Source organism: Ruegeria sp. CDSB114 (genome assembly GCF_059611025.1).
The window spans coordinates 118,972-134,003 of sequence record NZ_JBXWOT010000006.1 but is presented as its reverse complement, the minus strand read 5'-3'; the positions used below and the strand labels follow the sequence as shown (position 1 = coordinate 134,003).

General features: G+C 57.8%; 18 protein-coding genes. 5 read left to right on the top strand and 13 right to left on the bottom strand.

Annotated features, from left to right (window positions below; genetic code table 11):
- Position 1: 1 nt before the first annotated feature.
- Both trhA and AC2FIP_RS14645 read right to left on the bottom strand, forming a co-directional pair.
- The gene (trhA, locus tag AC2FIP_RS14650) at positions 2–655 is read right to left on the bottom strand and encodes a PAQR family membrane homeostasis protein TrhA (RefSeq protein ID WP_496703530.1); all 654 of its coding nucleotides are present in this window, start codon (positions 653–655) and stop codon (positions 2–4) included.
- A 1-nt stretch (position 656) separates the two neighbouring features.
- A complete protein-coding gene (locus AC2FIP_RS14645) occupies positions 657–1,142 on the bottom strand; it encodes an RNA pyrophosphohydrolase (RefSeq protein ID WP_496703528.1) in 486 nt (161 codons plus the stop codon).
- 138 nt (positions 1,143–1,280) lie between these two features.
- On the opposite strand from AC2FIP_RS14645, the gene AC2FIP_RS14640 reads away from it, so the two are divergent.
- Positions 1,281–3,308: a 2,4-dienoyl-CoA reductase FMN-binding domain-containing protein gene (locus AC2FIP_RS14640; protein WP_496697782.1), complete on the top strand. Its 2,028-nt coding sequence runs from the start codon at positions 1,281–1,283 to the stop codon at positions 3,306–3,308.
- A gap of 51 nt (positions 3,309–3,359) precedes the next feature.
- On the opposite strand, the gene AC2FIP_RS14635 is transcribed toward AC2FIP_RS14640, so the two are convergent.
- Positions 3,360–3,968 (bottom strand): LysE family translocator, encoded by a 609-nt coding sequence (locus AC2FIP_RS14635; protein ID WP_496786984.1) that lies wholly within the window; start codon positions 3,966–3,968, stop codon positions 3,360–3,362.
- A gap of 127 nt (positions 3,969–4,095) precedes the next feature.
- Complete coding sequence (locus AC2FIP_RS14630; RefSeq protein WP_281973795.1) at positions 4,096–4,536, bottom strand: DUF4399 domain-containing protein; 441 nt, start codon at positions 4,534–4,536, stop codon at positions 4,096–4,098.
- Between the two features lie 228 nt (positions 4,537–4,764).
- Here AC2FIP_RS14630 and AC2FIP_RS14625 point away from each other — a divergent pair, with 228 nt between their 5' ends.
- Positions 4,765–5,670, top strand: a complete 906-nt coding sequence (locus AC2FIP_RS14625) for a LysR family transcriptional regulator (RefSeq protein ID WP_142639975.1) — start codon at positions 4,765–4,767, stop codon at positions 5,668–5,670.
- Between the two features lie 57 nt (positions 5,671–5,727).
- On the opposite strand, the gene AC2FIP_RS14620 is transcribed toward AC2FIP_RS14625, so the two are convergent.
- Positions 5,728–6,645, bottom strand: a complete 918-nt coding sequence (locus tag AC2FIP_RS14620) for a hydrogen peroxide-inducible genes activator (RefSeq protein ID WP_496786983.1) — start codon at positions 6,643–6,645, stop codon at positions 5,728–5,730.
- Positions 6,646–6,742: 97 nt separating this feature from the next.
- On the opposite strand from AC2FIP_RS14620, the gene AC2FIP_RS14615 reads away from it, so the two are divergent.
- The gene (locus AC2FIP_RS14615) at positions 6,743–7,705 is read left to right on the top strand and encodes a sodium-dependent bicarbonate transport family permease (RefSeq protein WP_496697790.1); all 963 of its coding nucleotides are present in this window, start codon (positions 6,743–6,745) and stop codon (positions 7,703–7,705) included.
- Positions 7,706–7,708: 3 nt separating this feature from the next.
- Here the strand turns inward: AC2FIP_RS14615 and AC2FIP_RS14610 are convergent, their stop codons facing one another.
- The 4 genes from AC2FIP_RS14610 to AC2FIP_RS14595 are packed head-to-tail and all read right to left on the bottom strand — an operon-like array spanning position 7,709 to position 10,624.
- Positions 7,709–8,611 (bottom strand): OmpA family protein, encoded by a 903-nt coding sequence (locus tag AC2FIP_RS14610; RefSeq protein WP_496786982.1) that lies wholly within the window; start codon positions 8,609–8,611, stop codon positions 7,709–7,711.
- Positions 8,608–9,141 (bottom strand): peroxidase-related enzyme, encoded by a 534-nt coding sequence (locus tag AC2FIP_RS14605; protein ID WP_496787028.1) that lies wholly within the window; start codon positions 9,139–9,141, stop codon positions 8,608–8,610. Before AC2FIP_RS14605 ends, AC2FIP_RS14610 begins: the two co-directional genes overlap by 4 nt.
- 35 nt (positions 9,142–9,176) lie before the next feature.
- A complete protein-coding gene (locus tag AC2FIP_RS14600) occupies positions 9,177–9,905 on the bottom strand; it encodes a GNAT family N-acetyltransferase (RefSeq protein WP_496786981.1) in 729 nt (242 codons plus the stop codon).
- Positions 9,902–10,624, bottom strand: coding sequence for a competence/damage-inducible protein A (locus AC2FIP_RS14595; RefSeq protein ID WP_496786980.1), 723 nt, complete (start codon positions 10,622–10,624; stop codon positions 9,902–9,904). The genes AC2FIP_RS14600 and AC2FIP_RS14595 overlap by 4 nt, the downstream gene beginning before the upstream one ends.
- Before the next feature lie 49 nt (positions 10,625–10,673).
- Here AC2FIP_RS14595 and sfsA point away from each other — a divergent pair, with 49 nt between their 5' ends.
- Positions 10,674–11,390, top strand: coding sequence for a DNA/RNA nuclease SfsA (sfsA, locus tag AC2FIP_RS14590; RefSeq protein ID WP_496786978.1), 717 nt, complete (start codon positions 10,674–10,676; stop codon positions 11,388–11,390).
- A 291-nt stretch (positions 11,391–11,681) separates the two neighbouring features.
- On the opposite strand, the gene AC2FIP_RS14585 is transcribed toward sfsA, so the two are convergent.
- From AC2FIP_RS14585 to AC2FIP_RS14575, 3 genes are read right to left on the bottom strand one after another with little or no spacing between them, the layout of a single operon-like run.
- Positions 11,682–12,218 (bottom strand): GNAT family N-acetyltransferase, encoded by a 537-nt coding sequence (locus tag AC2FIP_RS14585; protein WP_496707019.1) that lies wholly within the window; start codon positions 12,216–12,218, stop codon positions 11,682–11,684.
- Complete coding sequence (locus AC2FIP_RS14580; RefSeq protein WP_496786977.1) at positions 12,215–12,622, bottom strand: DUF6632 domain-containing protein; 408 nt, start codon at positions 12,620–12,622, stop codon at positions 12,215–12,217. Before AC2FIP_RS14580 ends, AC2FIP_RS14585 begins: the two co-directional genes overlap by 4 nt.
- Positions 12,619–13,179, bottom strand: a complete 561-nt coding sequence (locus AC2FIP_RS14575) for a carboxymuconolactone decarboxylase family protein (RefSeq protein WP_496786975.1) — start codon at positions 13,177–13,179, stop codon at positions 12,619–12,621. Before AC2FIP_RS14575 ends, AC2FIP_RS14580 begins: the two co-directional genes overlap by 4 nt.
- Positions 13,180–13,324: 145 nt before the next feature.
- Here AC2FIP_RS14575 and AC2FIP_RS14570 point away from each other — a divergent pair, with 145 nt between their 5' ends.
- Positions 13,325–14,026, top strand: coding sequence for a winged helix-turn-helix transcriptional regulator (locus AC2FIP_RS14570; protein WP_496703513.1), 702 nt, complete (start codon positions 13,325–13,327; stop codon positions 14,024–14,026).
- Here AC2FIP_RS14570 and AC2FIP_RS14565 read toward each other — a convergent pair.
- Positions 14,023–15,030, bottom strand: a complete 1,008-nt coding sequence (locus AC2FIP_RS14565) for an NAD(P)H-dependent flavin oxidoreductase (RefSeq protein ID WP_496786974.1) — start codon at positions 15,028–15,030, stop codon at positions 14,023–14,025. The two genes, AC2FIP_RS14570 and AC2FIP_RS14565, sit on opposite strands and share 4 nt — an antisense overlap.
- Positions 15,031–15,032: the final 2 nt, after the last annotated feature.

Below are 15,032 nucleotides of genomic sequence, written 5' to 3'. Positions count from 1 at the left end.
CTCACGGGTATCCCTGCACGAACAGGGCGATCCAGATGCCTACGAACATGAATATGCCGCCAAGATTGACCCAAGCGTGCCAAATCGCATAGCGGAAAGGCAGTGCCTTGCGGGCATAAAAGACTGTGCCGATCACGTAGCTTGCCGCCCCGGCCAGAATGCACCACAGGACTGAAACGGGGACATCTTTCAGATCGGGTATGGCGCACAGCCCCAGCGCGCCCAGACCCAGATAGGATGCTGTTGACCATCGGGATTTGACCGTCTTGTTGGCGATCTTGTTCCAGATGGCCACCACAGTCAGCCCCCAGCACAACCAGAGCAAAGTCATGGTCCAGCCGGTACCGGCCAGCAGGAAAAAGGGTGTGAAGGTGCCGCAGATACTGGAATAGATTGCGGCATGGTCTATGCGTCGCAGCAGCTGCCGACGCTGGTGCCAGCGGGAAAAGTGATAAAAACACGAGGCCAGATTAGAGCCCAACGCACAGGCTACATAAACCAGAACCGCAAGAATAAGCCCGCTGTCGAGCATCAGGTACGATTTGCGGATCAGCGCTCCGCCAGCGGTCAAAATCAACGCCAGACCGATAAGATGCACGACCAGATCGGCGCGGCGGTGGCGTGGGTCCGGACTGGGATAGGTCTGTGGGATCATGTCAGTTCAGGTGATCCGAAAACGCTGCAACCACGTGTTCATACACGTCGCGTTTGAACGGCACGATTTCGGCAACCAGCTGGCCCGGTTCCTGCCATTTCCATCGGGTGAATTCGGGATGCTCAGTCTGAATGTTGATCTGATCGTCGCGGCCAGAGAACCGCATCAGAAACCATTTCTGCTCTTGCCCCCGATACCGACCTTTCCAGATCTTCGGCACGATGTCATGCGGCAGATCATAGGGCAACCACCCCTCGGTCTCGGCGATGATCTCGACCAGATCTGCCGTGACGCCGGTTTCTTCCCACAGCTCGCGCAGCGCCGCATCGCGCGGGTCTTCACCCTGGTCCACACCACCCTGAGGCATCTGCCAGGCGTCCTTGTGGCGGTCGTTGCGCTGGCCGACGAATATCTTACCCTCGGCATTCATCAACATCAGCCCGACGCAGGGGCGGTAGGGCAGTTTGGCAATCTCTTCGGGGGTCATACGCGGCCTCGTGAACATGCTTTGGAGCGTCTGTAACAAGCAGCGGGCCCAAGGCAAAGGGTATGACGTTAGGTTTTGCGTGACAAAGATGACGCGAAGGTCAATCTGGCAGCCAAATTCTATAAGGGAGAGTTCTGGATGACTGCATACCCAAACATGCTGGCCCCGCTGGATCTGGGCTTTACCACGCTGAAGAACCGCGTGCTGATGGGCTCGATGCATACCGGGCTTGAGGAGACTGGCGATTGGAATCGGGTGGCCGAGTTCTATGCCGACCGCGCGCGCGGTGGCGTGGCGCTGATGGTGACTGGTGGGATCGGACCAAATCTTGAAGGTTCGGTACTGCCGGGGGCATCAATGATGACCAACGACAAAGAAGTGGCAAACCATTCCATCGTCACCCAGCGGGTGCATGAGGCCGGTGGCAAGATCGCGATGCAGATCCTGCATGCGGGGCGCTATGCCTACGGGCCGAAATGTGTCGCACCCAGCCCGGTGAAATCTCCGATCTCTCCTTTCCCGCCGACCGAGTTGGACGAAGAGGGTATCGAGAAACAGATCAGCGATATCGTGAACGCCGCGGTCCTGGCCCAGAAAGCGGGCTATGACGGGGTCGAGATCATGGGATCCGAAGGGTATTTCCTCAACCAGTTTCTGGTGACTCACACCAACAAGCGCGAGGACCGTTGGGGCGGCTCTTATGAGAACCGGATGCGCCTGCCGATCGAGGTCGTGCGGCGCACGCGCGAGGCCGTCGGCACGGAATTCATCATCATCTACCGCTTGTCGATGATTGACCTGGTTCCCAACGGATCTACTCATGATGAGGTTGTGGAACTGGCGCAGCGGATCGAACAGGCCGGTGCCACGATCATTAATACCGGCATCGGCTGGCACGAGGCGCGGATTCCCACCATCGCCACCAGCGTTCCGCGCGCGGCCTTTGCTTGGGTGACCAAAAAGCTGATGGGCAAGGTCTCGATCCCGGTCATCACGTCGAACCGGATTAACACGCCGGAAGTCGCCGAAGAAGTTCTTGCCACGGGGTGCGCCGACATGGTCTCGCTGGCCCGCCCGATGCTGGCAGATGCGGATTTCGTCAACAAAGCCATCGCTGCTGAGGCGGCGACGATTGCACCCTGCATCGCTTGCAACCAGGCCTGTCTGGACCACACATTCCAGGGCAAACTGACCTCGTGCCTGGTAAACCCGCGCGCTTGTCACGAAACTGAACTGGTGATCATACAGGCCGACAGCGTCAAGAAAGTTGCCGTCGTCGGCGCGGGCCCCGCAGGTCTGTCGACCGCAATGACCGCCGCCCAGCGCGGCCATGACGTGACCCTGTTTGACCGCGCCAGTGAGATCGGCGGTCAGTTGAACATGGCCAAGCAGGTTCCGGGCAAAGAGGAATTCTGGGGTCTGGTCGACTGGTACCACACCATAATTGCCGATTTGGGCGTTAAGGTAGAGCTTGAGCGCGAAGTGGGCGCCGACGATCTGGCCGGCTATGACGAGGTGGTGATCGCCACCGGCGTCGTCCCGCGTGATCCGAAAATCCCCGGTCAGGACCGTGACAATGTCGTCGATTATATCGACGTCCTGCGCCACAAGACCCCGGTTGGCAAATCAGTGGCCGTGATCGGAGCAGGTGGGATCGGCTTTGACGTGTCCGAATTCCTGCTGGAAGAAGGCCACAGCATCACCACCGACTTGCCTGCCTGGATGAAGGAATGGGGCGTTACCGACCCGGCCGAGCATCGCTCGGGGCTGGCACCTGAAGGGCCACAACCTGCCGCCCCCGTGCGCCAGGTGACTTTGCTGCAGCGCAAGGCGCAAGCCCATGGCAAAGGGTTGGGCAAGACCACCGGCTGGATTCATCGCGCAACGCTGAAGATGAAAAACGTCAATTTCGTCGGTGGCGTGAATTATGAGCGGATCGACGATGACGGGCTGCATGTGAGTTTCGGCGAAGCACGCGAGAACCCGACGGTAATTGCGGCGGATACGATTGTTCTGTGCTCGGGCCAGATCTCTGACCGCAGCCTGGCCGATACATTGATCGAACGTGGCATCACCCCACATGTGATCGGCGGCGCGGATGTTGCAGCCGAATTGGACGCCAAACGGGCCATCAATCAGGGCACGCGGCTGGCAACCACTTTCTGATATGCCTTGGCCCGGTCCAGAACCGGGCCAATCGCTCTGCTGGTATTGGGGTCAGTCGGCCAGCGCCAGCTTTGCACCCAATGCCCCAAAGGCCCCGGCGAAACAGCGCCTGACCCAAGCCATGACAGTGGGCCGCTGGATCACATAGTCGCGTGCCACCGCAGCGAAAGCGCCATAGCCAACAAAGACGACAAAGGTCATGGCCATGAAGGACAAGGCCAACTTGATCAGCTCTGCTTCGGCGGCACCTGTACCGGCGGGAATGAATTGCGGCAGAAAGGCCAGAAAGAACAAAGATAGCTTGGGGTTCAACACATTGATCAAGGTGCCCGTGATTGCAATCTTCACATACCCTTTTGCGGGTTTCTGGCTCTGTACATCCAATGCTCCGTCTTGCCGGACGATCCCCCAGGCCATGTAGAACAGATACAGCACCCCAAGGTATTTTAGCACCAGAAAGGCCAGCGCGCTGGTATGCAGCAGGGCCGCAAGACCGACGATACTGGCCAGCGCAGCAGGTATGATCCCTATGGTACAGCCAATCGCCGCCGCAAAACTGGCCCAAAAGCCACGCCCCAACCCAACCGCAAGCGTATAGATCACGCCGGTGCCCGGTAAAAGCACAACGATCAGAGACGTCAGTAGGAACTCTGTCGACATCCTAGCCCTCCCTTTCCTAGCACGCAGAATTTCCGGTTCGAAAGGAAAAGTAAACGCCATACATCACCGTGGCCCGGCGACATTCCTGAAAGCCCACCGGATACCAACAGCAGACGTCTCTTATCGCTTATTCAACGGTTATCGTAATCACCTCGGACACGATGGGCGTGGAATGCGGCACATGACCTGCATCGCCCAGAACCAGCTGAAGCGTATGTTCGCCTGCAGCCATTTCCAGCGTCACCTCGGTCTGACCGCCGCCAAAATGGATATGATTGTCATCCGCGGGCAGACCATAAGACAACTCATCCGCACCGTCCTCTCCCTGCCCCAAAGGCGGTCGGTCGATCAGCAGATGATGATGCCCGGTGTTTTCCTTTTCAGTACCCGCCGGCGCGACCCCCATGCCGCTGAGGCCAAAGACCACGGTGACCGGAGATTGGACAACGTCGCCGTCAGACAATTTCACAAAATAGACCTGCGCTTCGGGGTTTGATGGTGTTTCACCCCCGGCCAGAGCAAATGTCGCCGACAGGCAGGTTGCGGCAATAGCTAAAACAGCTTTCATAATCTTCTCCGTTGTCACAAATTTGCCATCCTCATGGTAGCATGTTTCGGCCCGAAATCGAGGATACCCGTTGTCAAAAGGCTTGTGGCCCATATGGAAACCACTGTTTCAGAGTTTCCCAAGCGCAAACGATCCGATTCAAATCCCTGATATTATCCCATGTCCGCCCTGTTTCCGCCCAGATTTGACGTAAAGATCAGCTAAAGAACCTACACCTGGGGAACAAGAATGGACCGACTGACCGAAATGGAAGCCTTCGCCAACGTGGTGGACCAAGGCGGTTTCACCGACGCGGCCAAGAAAATGGGCATCTCAAAATCGGCTGTGTCCAAGCACGTTTCCAGCCTGGAAGCACGCCTGGGCGCAAGACTGCTGAACCGCACGACGCGCCGCGTGTCACCAACCGAAATCGGGCTGGCCTATTATGACCGGGCCCGCCGCGTTCTGAATGACGCGGGCGAGGCTGATGCGCTGGTCACCTCGATGCAATCTGCCCCCTCTGGTCTGCTGCGGATCAGTGTGGCGACAGATTTCGGCGTCAATCACCTGTCTCCGGTTCTGTCGGGATTTCTAGCTGCCTATCCCGACATCACGGTGAATATGGTGCTGAACAATCGCTATGTTGAGCTGATCTCGGAAGGGTTCGACGTTGCCGTGCGGATTGGTGAGCTGGAAGACAGCACATTGCGCGCCCGCAAGCTGACCGAAACCGTCAAGCGGATGGTCGCCGCGCCCACCTATATCGAGAAATTCGGGCGTCCGCAAAAGATCGACGACCTGAACGAACACAAGCTGTTACATTATTCCAGCCAGTCTTCGGGCAATGTGTGGAAACTGACCGCACCTTCGGGTGAAAAACGTCAGGTCCGCACCGCCGGGTGGCTCAGCGTGAATGATGGGCAATCCTTGTTGAACGCTGCGGTCTCGGGGCTTGGGATCGCGCATCTGCCCAGCTATCTCTATTCCGACGCGCTGAAGTCGGGCGAAGTTGTCGACGCAATGCCGTCGCTGCCCGATGAAGTGCAAGGCGTTTATGCCGTCTACCCGCCCGGTCGCTTTACGCAGCCCAAGGTGCGGGCATTCATTGATTTCCTCGTCGATGCCTTCAACGAAAAAGGTCCGATGGACTGGTAATTCTAATTTCTCCCGGTGGAAACTGAACGGCCCGCACATGTTGTGTGGGCCATTTTTTTAGTCGCTGATCACGGCCAGCCCCATACTCTGCGCGACCGTACGCAAGGATTGGATCAGGATATTCTGTCCGGGCAGATCAGCTTCTTTTCTGCGGGAAAGAAGCGCGATATCGCGGTTGGCATTTGCGATTGTCAGCGGGCGCAGACGGACCTCATCGCGGTAAATGCCCTGACGCCTTGCATAGAGGTCCGGCAATACTGCGACCCCAACCCCCGAAGCCGCCATCAGCACGATGGAATCAAGCGTGGTGCCCTCGTATTCATCCGACACCACCCCGCCGCATTCCGCCGCAAGCGCATAGACGATCCGGGACAGACGGTGGCTTTGGTCCAGGGTCAGGATCAGCCGGTCTCGCAAATCCTGGGCGGTGACACCTTGCGTATCACCCGCCAGCACATCATCTACAGCGACCCCGATCCACAGGGATTCGTTGAACAGGCGCTGCTGGATTGTGTTCGGATGGTCCTCGGGCGTGGACAGGATCAGATCGAACCGACCGGATTTCAGCCCTTGTTCCAGATCACGGGTGTTTTCCTCGCGCACGACAACGCGCAGATCGGGGCGATCCTGATGGACCTTTTTGATGACCTGAGGCAGCAGATACGGCCCGATTGAGGGCAACACGCCCAGCCTTAACCGTCCCGAAACCGGTGTCTCGCTGCTCATCGCGTGGCGCAGATCCCGGACATCGGCAAGGATCTTCTGGGCGCGTTCGATGAACTCTTGGCCTTTGGCCGTGACCTGAACACCGCCCCGGTTGCGATCAAAGATGCGCAGGCCAAGCTCTTGTTCTACAGACGCAATTTGTGCCGAGAGGCTAGGCTGGCTGACATTCAGAACCTCGGCCGCCAATCCAAACCGGCCCAGTCGGCTAACCGTAACGATATATTCCAGCTGTCTTAATGTTGGGCGCATTTCATAGCTTCTAACTATCCTAAATTTAGAAAGATAGTATTGGGATAACAAAAATAGGCAAGGCACTTAGCCCGCACTACCGGGACAGGAGCCAAAAATGCCCAGCGTGATCGAAACCCTTTCCAGCAACCTGCTGGTGCCGACCATCCTATTCTTCGTCCTCGGGCTGCTCGCGGCTTTTGCCCGCAGCGATCTGTCGATCCCCGGTGGGGCAGCCAAGTTCATGTCGCTGTATCTGCTGCTGGCCATCGGCTTCAAAGGCGGCAGCAGCCTGGCCGAGCATGGCATCCACATGGATCTGTTCCTGACTTTGCTAGGCGGTGTGGCGTTGTCTTTTGTCATCCCCTTTGTGGCATTCGGCCTGCTCCGGGTCATGACACGGCTGGACGCGTTGAATGCGGCGGCTGTTGCCGGGCATTATGGATCAATCTCAATCGTGACCTTCGTCACCGCAACCAGCCTGCTGGATTTGGTGGGTCTTGATCATGACGGCTTCATGGTTGCTGTCGCCGCCGCGATGGAGGTTCCCGCCATCCTTTCGGCCCTTTGGCTGGCGCATAAAACCAGCAGCAAGGGCGTCAATGACAATGGGCTGTGGCGCGATCTGTTGGCAAACGGGTCGATTGTCCTGTTGACCGGGGCCTTCCTGATCGGCGCTGTTACGGGTGGCGAAGGGATGCAGATGATTGCGCCCTTCATCGTCACGCCCTTCACCGGCATCCTGTGCCTTTTCCTGCTGGATATGGGCATTTCCGCGGGGCGCAGCCTGATCAAGAACCGCGATAAGCTTTCGCTGGGTCTGTTTGCCTTTGGCGTGCTGATGCCCCTGATCGGCGCTGCGATGGCCTGGGTGGTCGGGGCGGTGATCGGTCTGCCCGAAGGCAGCCTGTTCCTGTTCATGGTCCTGTCCGCATCGGCCTCGTATATCGCTGTGCCCGCTGCGATGAAGATCGCGCTGCCAAAGGCAGAGGCTGGGATCTATCTTACCCTGTCGCTGGGCGTGTCCTTCCCGTTCAACATCACGATCGGACTGCCGCTGTACCTGTGGTGGGTGATGTAGGGATCAGTTGATCAGCAGAACCGCCTCGACCCGGCGGTTCAGTTCGCGACCTTCGGGCGTTGCATTCGAGGTGATCGGGGCCAGATAGCCGATCCCCCGCGCCTCGACCCGGTCGGCGGCCACGCCGTATTTCTCGATCAGCCGGGCGCGCACAGTCTGCGCCCGGCCGGTGCTGACCGATATGTTGGCCTCGAGTGCGCCGGTATCATCCGTGTGCCCGACCAGAGCCAGCCGCGTTCCGGGATTGTCCGACAAATACTGCGCAATCTCATTCAGAGAGCCGAAAGGCCCCTCACCCAGCGTTATCTCGCCCGTGCGAAAATGCAGATCGCCCAGTATCACGTGGCCCTCTTGGGCAAGCTCTGCCAACAGCCCCTGTGCCTGATCGACCGCTTCTTCGATCACCAACGGAGGCGCGGTTTCGGCTTCTTCCGGTGACACACGGATCATCTGCACATAGCCATCGGGCGGGTTTCGGCTAACCAACAGGCTCAGAACATCGTCACCCTTAGCAGCAGACAAAAAGCGATAGTCCTGGATGGCCACATACATGTCAGGCGTGGGGACAACTTCGGTTCCAAAGCGAAAATCGAAGCCGCCGCAGCTGCGGGCTTCGCAGTCAAAGAGAACCTCATACCCCTGGGCTTTGAGCTGTTCCCGCAACGGGGCTAGCAGCTGCAAAGTGGTGCTGGACCCGGCCTGCAGCCGCCAGGTATAGCGCTCGACACGTCCTTCAACCCGGCGCGCCGGGACTGCTCCGTCGGTATAGGGGCCAGTGGGCAGGTCATAGCTGTCCAACGGGCTCGTGCGGTCGCTGACCAATCGCGTACCCGAAGGAAGCGTCAGCTCCTGCCCGACAACAGGCGATGCCATGAGCAACAGGAATATAACGAGACGGCGGATCATCTTGATTGGGCGTGATACTCGGGGTTGGGGGACATCGCGGTCGCGCTTGCAACACGGTTCGACATGTTGAAAAAGCCGGTCACGTTGGCAATGTCCCAGATATCGCGGTCGCTAAACCCGGCATCCCGCAGGACCTGTCGGTCGGGCTCTTCGATCTTGGTGCTTTCGGTGGTCATTTTGGCCGCGAAATCCAGCATGGCACGCTGCCGCTGATCCAAAGGCGCAACCCGGTAGTTCATGACCAGCATTTCGCCCAGTTGCGGATCACCCGACAACTGCCTGACAGCCGCCCCATGTGCGACAAGGCAATAGAAACACTTGTTTATTGCCGACACGACCACCGCGATCATCTCGCGTTCAAGCTTGGACAACCCACTATCCGCTAGCATCAGATCATTATACATCGCGGTGAACGCGTTCAGCTTGTCGATGTCAAAGGCATAGGCCCGCAGAACGTTGGGCACAAAACCCAGCTTTTCGACGCAAATGTCGAAATATTTCTGCGTCTCCGGCGGCAGCGGATCCATCATCTGAAGGTTCAGCGCGGTGGGTGGGGTAAGATCGGTCACTTTGGGTTCTCTCCTTCAGCCAGCTGACGGTAATGGTATTCTCCGGCAAGCTCCATCCCAAGCGCGCGATAAAGGCCATTGGCACCCGCATTCGCCTTGGTGCAAATCACGCTGAGCGTCCCGGCGCCCTGATCCTGTGCCCAGAGCGCAGCCGCGCGCATCGCCCATTGCCCAAGGCCCTGACGGCGATGAGCAGGCAAAATCTCAAGTGCGTGGACCATGACCACGTCCCCGTGCATCGCAACAAACCCGGTACCAGCAGGTTGGTCACTATGGCGAAGCAGCAGGCCAGTCTTTGGACCCGGGGCTCGCTCCATCACGGCCAGCCGCTCTGGTCCAATCCCGCCCTCGGCCCAGATCTCACGCATGATTGCCAGCGGCTCCCATATCGAGAACACCGTTACGCGGGGGAGCGGAAGATCAGTCAGATGCTCAACCGGGCAGGTGTAAATATTGACCGGATCCAACACGGAATAGCCCCGGCCTTCAAGCTGCGCATCCAGCGCCTCGTCCCCTGGCCACAGGCAAAAGATGCGCTTTTGCCCCAGTACCTGCATCGCGACCTCGGCCGCCGCAATATCCTCATCCGAGGCAGGCCCCAGCGCATTGGCCGCACTTACCCGCGATCCGCCGCCCAGACCCTGACGCACCCAAAACGGCCCCTTCCTGTCGCGATGCGCAGATGGCCAAGTGCCATCGACGACATCAGGCCAGACAACGCTCACAGACCAAGCTCTTTCGCCAACCGGGTTGAGGCCGCATCAATCTGGGCGCCATCGGTTCCGCGGATGACAACGTTGGCACCGAACACACCATTGATCTGAAACGGATAACACCCGATGGACAGATCCTGAAAATCCGCTGCGAGTGCCGTAAGGGGGGCGGCGATATCGCCTTCGCCTCGATCCACCCGCAAGGTTTGGGACAGCAGAGGAACACCGCCGGTCAGACCCGGCAATACACTCGCCACCATCGCCTGAAAGACCGAGGGCACCCCAGCCATCACATGAACATTGCCGATGGTAAAGCCTGGCGCAGTCGAAACCGGATTGTCGATCAGCGCGGCACCATCAGGGATGCGCGCCATGCGCAAACGGGCAGCGTTCAGTTCCAGCCCGGATTTCTCGTAATGCGCTTCAAGCAAAGCGCGGGCATCGTCGCGGATGTCGATATGCGCGCCAAAGGCACGGGCGATGCAATCGGCGGTGATATCATCATGGGTCGGTCCAATCCCGCCGCTGGTGAAGACATGATCAAAATTTGCCGACAACGCCTGAACGGCGGCTTCGATTGCAGCGGCGTCATCGCTGACCACACGGACCTCTTTCAGGTCGATCCCCTGCTTGGTCAGCTCCTGCGCGAGATAATGCATGTTTGCGTCGCGGGTGCGACCCGACAGGATTTCATCCCCGATCACCAGCATGGCTGCGGTTGGATTTTGCATGGCCTGCGCCCCCTTGATCGACCCTTTCCGCAGGTATAGGCCCTGAAGCATGCGATTTGAAACCCCTCTTGTCCCCGCCCACCTGATCCGCCGCTATAAACGCTTTCTAGCCGATTGCAGGCTTGAGGACGGGCGCGAGGTGACAGCGCATTGCGCCAATCCCGGCTCGATGATGGGACTGGCCGAACCGGGCGAGAAAATATGGTTGGAGCCCAATCACGACCCGAAGAAAAAGCTGAAATATGGCTGGCGGCTGGTCGATCACGAAAACGGGCATTTCACCGGCGTGGATACATCCGTCCCGAACCGGGCGTTGCGCGCGGCATTGATCGCGCGGGAGATCCCCGAACTGGCAATGTATGAAACTGTACGCCCCGAAGTGAAATACGGCGAGAACAGCCGCGTTGATTTCCTACTGACCCAGCCGGGCCTTCAGGACGCTTATGTCGAGGTCAAATGCGTGACCCTGTCTCGCGAACCTGGTCTGGCCGAATTCCCCGACAGCGTCACAGCGCGCGGAACCAAACATCTAGGGGAACTGACGGCTATGGTGGACCAGGGGCATCGCGCAATCCTGCTGTATCTGGTCCAGCGCACCGATTGTGAGCGAATTGCATTGGCCTCAGATATCGACCCGACCTATGCAGCGGCGTTCGAGGCGGCCCAAGCTAGGGGTGTCGAGAAACTGGTCTACGGCACACGGATATCGCCTGAAGGGGTTTGGGTAAACGTGACCGAAAGCCAATCGTTCATGCAGAAGCGTTGAAAAGGCCCTTTGATCCCATCCTGTGAATTCGACCTTCTAGCAACGTGGGATTCTCTGCGTGAGCAAGAAAACCGGGGCGCTGGCCCATCCTGATCTAAACACCCATTGTCTGCCGTAAGAAGTGGGATTGCGGCGAATGCGCTGGCTGTTTGCCGCTGGCACATCCGGCAATGACAACAATGTACGATCATTGGGTCAGCAGTCACGACAAGGCAGATATCTTTCATGAGTATCTGAGGAATGCGTCATTACACGCAGTGCTGTCATAATCAGTCCACAACCTTGATCCAGTCATTGTGGGTCGAGTTGCAGGACCATGAAGGTTAGCCAATCCGCCATTTCCTCGCTGACATCATAATAGGGTTTGATCGGCTTAAAACCGAGCTTTTGATACAATCCTCGTGCCTCGATTTGTTCTGGGCCTGTATCAAGATACATTCTTGAGTACCCAAATTCGCGGGCTCGGTGGGTAAGATGCGTTGCAAGAGCCTGACCTACGCCTTGCCCGTGAAATTTCGGAACGACGAACATGCGCTTCATTTCGCAATATTCTGTATCGAGTGCGCGCAGACCGACACACCCAACGAATTCCTTATCAATGGTTGCGATTAACAACGTTCCTGTGGGCGCTCCATATATGCGATGCAGGTCTGAGAGCTCTCGTTCAAATTCAACCGGGTCGAAATAGCGGGCGACAAGATTGCGATAGGCGTGATGGCGCAAGAACAACCAATCAACCAAGGCGCGCATCATGTTTTGTATGGCGGCGATTTCAGCGGGTGTCTGGGCGGTCTTGACGGCCACGCGCTGCAGAGCTGCGGTTTTCATTTGGGTGTTCCTTCGCTGGTTCTGGGTGTCTCTGATCGGCATGGCGACAGATACCAAAGCACCGCAGCCATAATGATCAGGGCTGGGATATCGCCCACCAAATGACCGATCTCCATATGGTCCCGGCTGACTTGAGCGGCCATAATCGCTGCGTGGACGACACTTGACCAAATGGCAAAACTGATCAGACTCATATGGTTTTGCGGGGCTGAGGATGCCCGGATCAGGAACCATCCCAGAACCGCGTAAATACCGCAGATCATCTGGAAATAGTGCTGACCTCCGCCACCTTGCCAGACCCACCCCGAAGGCCAGATAACGGCCAGTGGATAGATCAGAAAACAGATGATCCCAAACAGGGCCAAGGCGATCTTTAATCCCTTTGCGCGGCTTTCGGGGCTCATGCTGCGTCCGCCTTAGGAGTCCATGCATAGGGCGCAAATTCCGCGTCTAGCGGCAGGTCCAGTAAGTTGGCGGTCATGTTGCTTAGCGTCTTGTTTGCAACGCCTATGATTACCTCCAGCGCCTGCTCTGGGTGATAACCTGCCGCTAAAAATCCCGCGTATTCTTCGGTGCAGTCACGACCACGGTCTGTTGTGAGTTTCCGGGCAAACCGTGCCAGAGCACCAAGACGATCGTCTTCAGGGTCGCGCCCCGCACGCATCGCTTGAACATGGCTGTCACTCAGTTCGGCATCAGCAGCAAAAGCTGTGTGACCCGCGACGCAGTAGCGGCACTTGTTGGCCACGCTAACCGCAAGTTGGATCACCTCGCGTTCGGCGGGCGACAGGCTGCTGTTCCCAAAGGCGCCGGTCAGCCCGGCAAACCCGGTCATCGCATCAGGAAGACCGCCATAGACGGCATAAACGTTAGGAACAAAGCCACGTGCCTGCGTGATCGCGTTGAATATCGGACGTGATTGTGGGGCCGCTGTCTGGAGCGTGTGTATGGATAGGGTCATAAGCACTCTCTGTTTTGCAGATCCGCAGTTGGGCTGCTTGATGTCATGAGATCTATCTGACGGCGTCCCTACGCGATGCTTTACAGATTGGAGCAAAGCACTATACCGATTGGAGTGCCTTACTACACTTTCTGGAGTAACTTTGATGTCGCACAGCTATGGCCAATGGTGCCCCATCGCCAAATCAACTGAAATCTTGGGCGAAAAATGGACCATGCTGATTGTACGCGAACTGTTGATGGGCAGCACACGTTTTTCAGAGCTCCAGCGTGGGTTGGGCGCGATCTCTCCCACGCTTTTGACGCGCAGATTGGTCACGCTCGAGGAGTATGACCTTGTCTATAAGCGTCGTATTCAAGGCGGTCGGGGGCACGAATACCTACCAACCGCAAGCTGCCGGCAGCTGCAGCCAATCCTGCTGGCACTTGGAAGTTGGGGCATGGAATGGTCAAAGGCGTTTATGAGCGACGCGGATTACGACGTCGAACTTTTGATGCTTTATCTTCAACGAAGTATTGTTCCCGAGAACCTGCCCGGCAGCAGAACGGTCGTGTTGTTCCAGTTTACGGATTTCGCTGAGCAACCTAAATGGTGGATCACGGTTGAAGGTGGCAATGTTGATGTCTGCACAACCGACCCCGGTCTGGACGTGGACGTATTCATCACAACCAAGGTGCGCGCGATGGCGGATGCCTGGTTGGGTCACACGACCTATAAGGCTGCCAAAGCCTCTGGCGCGATGGAGATCATCGGACCGGCGGCTCTGACACGTAATATATCAAGCTGGCTTTCCGATTGCATTTTTGCAAGCTTGCCGAATGCCGAAGAGATTTTGGCGGCACGTTAGGACAATCTTAGCGCAGCGCCGGCCTGTGCCATAATACTGTCGATAATCGTTCCAGCGGGTTCAGTGCTGTTCACCAGGCCAACGCTTTGACCTGCCCACATCGATAACGCTTCAATCTCACCGGTCATCGAATGATGGGGTGTCGTGGATTGATAGGCCTTGATTGGGGCGATGCCTCGCATTGCAACCGTTTCACCGGACCGGTGACGTGCCCGATTGCCGGGGCGACCCTCTGCTAGCCAACGATCCGCTACGGCGTTACGCAGCACGCGATGTGCAGCATTTGACCATCCAACATTATAAAGATCGGTCTCATGGACTGTGTCTGAATGCTGGGCCGCTAAAAGCTGTGCGATGTATTCGGAATGCGCCGCACTTTCTGGGGTTGCCAGAAAACGAGTTCCCATGACAACGCCGCTGGCCCCCAAACAGAGGACCGCAGCCAACCCGCGCCCGTCCGAGATACCTCCGGCCGCCAGAACTGGCACCGATCCTGCCACATCCACGACGGCCGGGATCAGCGGCAGGGTCGCAACGGTCCCACGAACATGCCCGCCTGCTTCCCAACCCTGCGCGACCAACACATCAACGCCCGCATCAACGGCGCGTTTGGCCTCATTCGCAGACGAGACGGTTTGGATTACCAATGCCCCGCTGGCATGCACTTGTTTTACGAAGGGCGCTGCATCCCCCCAGAAGAAATGCACAGCATGAGGGCGATGCGATAGGCAAAGTTCTAATCGGGCTTCTTGCGGCATGTCGAGGCAAAGGTTTACGGCAAATGGCGCGCCGGTCTTTGCCCGCAGGTTTGTAAGTTCAGCCTCAATAGTCTCTCTGCTGCTCCACGAGAAGGGCATGATCGGATAGCCGCCTGCATTGCCAACAGCAGCAGCCAAGTCGCTTTCCACGGCGCCGGCCATGGGGGCCAGCGCGATAGGGTGATCAACCGCAACCAGATCTGTAAACGCCGTCGAAATTGCGCGGGTTTTGATCGCCTTGTTCATGA

What these genes read in the sequence shown, in the direction of transcription:
- AC2FIP_RS14605 (WP_496787028.1), bottom strand. Translation starts at nt 9,141, where the DNA reads ATGATGGATCCGCTGCCGCCGGAGACGCAGAAATATTTCGACATTTGC.
- AC2FIP_RS14610 (WP_496786982.1), bottom strand. Translation starts at nt 8,611, where the DNA reads ATGATCCGCCGTCTCGTTATATTCCTGTTGCTCATGGCATCGCCTGTT.
- AC2FIP_RS14615 (WP_496697790.1), top strand. Translation starts at nt 6,743, where the DNA reads ATGCCCAGCGTGATCGAAACCCTTTCCAGCAACCTGCTGGTGCCGACC.
- AC2FIP_RS14645 (WP_496703528.1), bottom strand. Translation starts at nt 1,142, where the DNA reads ATGACCCCCGAAGAGATTGCCAAACTGCCCTACCGCCCCTGCGTCGGG.
- AC2FIP_RS14565 (WP_496786974.1), bottom strand. Translation starts at nt 15,030, where the DNA reads ATGAACAAGGCGATCAAAACCCGCGCAATTTCGACGGCGTTTACAGAT.
- sfsA (WP_496786978.1), top strand. Translation starts at nt 10,674, where the DNA reads ATGCGATTTGAAACCCCTCTTGTCCCCGCCCACCTGATCCGCCGCTAT.
- AC2FIP_RS14630 (WP_281973795.1), bottom strand. Translation starts at nt 4,536, where the DNA reads ATGAAAGCTGTTTTAGCTATTGCCGCAACCTGCCTGTCGGCGACATTT.
- AC2FIP_RS14575 (WP_496786975.1), bottom strand. Translation starts at nt 13,179, where the DNA reads ATGACCCTATCCATACACACGCTCCAGACAGCGGCCCCACAATCACGT.
- AC2FIP_RS14635 (WP_496786984.1), bottom strand. Translation starts at nt 3,968, where the DNA reads ATGTCGACAGAGTTCCTACTGACGTCTCTGATCGTTGTGCTTTTACCG.
- AC2FIP_RS14620 (WP_496786983.1), bottom strand. Translation starts at nt 6,645, where the DNA reads ATGCGCCCAACATTAAGACAGCTGGAATATATCGTTACGGTTAGCCGA.
- AC2FIP_RS14640 (WP_496697782.1), top strand. Translation starts at nt 1,281, where the DNA reads ATGACTGCATACCCAAACATGCTGGCCCCGCTGGATCTGGGCTTTACC.
- AC2FIP_RS14580 (WP_496786977.1), bottom strand. Translation starts at nt 12,622, where the DNA reads ATGAGCCCCGAAAGCCGCGCAAAGGGATTAAAGATCGCCTTGGCCCTG.
- trhA (WP_496703530.1), bottom strand. Translation starts at nt 655, where the DNA reads ATGATCCCACAGACCTATCCCAGTCCGGACCCACGCCACCGCCGCGCC.
- AC2FIP_RS14625 (WP_142639975.1), top strand. Translation starts at nt 4,765, where the DNA reads ATGGACCGACTGACCGAAATGGAAGCCTTCGCCAACGTGGTGGACCAA.
- AC2FIP_RS14595 (WP_496786980.1), bottom strand. Translation starts at nt 10,624, where the DNA reads ATGCAAAATCCAACCGCAGCCATGCTGGTGATCGGGGATGAAATCCTG.
- AC2FIP_RS14570 (WP_496703513.1), top strand. Translation starts at nt 13,325, where the DNA reads ATGTCGCACAGCTATGGCCAATGGTGCCCCATCGCCAAATCAACTGAA.
- AC2FIP_RS14585 (WP_496707019.1), bottom strand. Translation starts at nt 12,218, where the DNA reads ATGAAAACCGCAGCTCTGCAGCGCGTGGCCGTCAAGACCGCCCAGACA.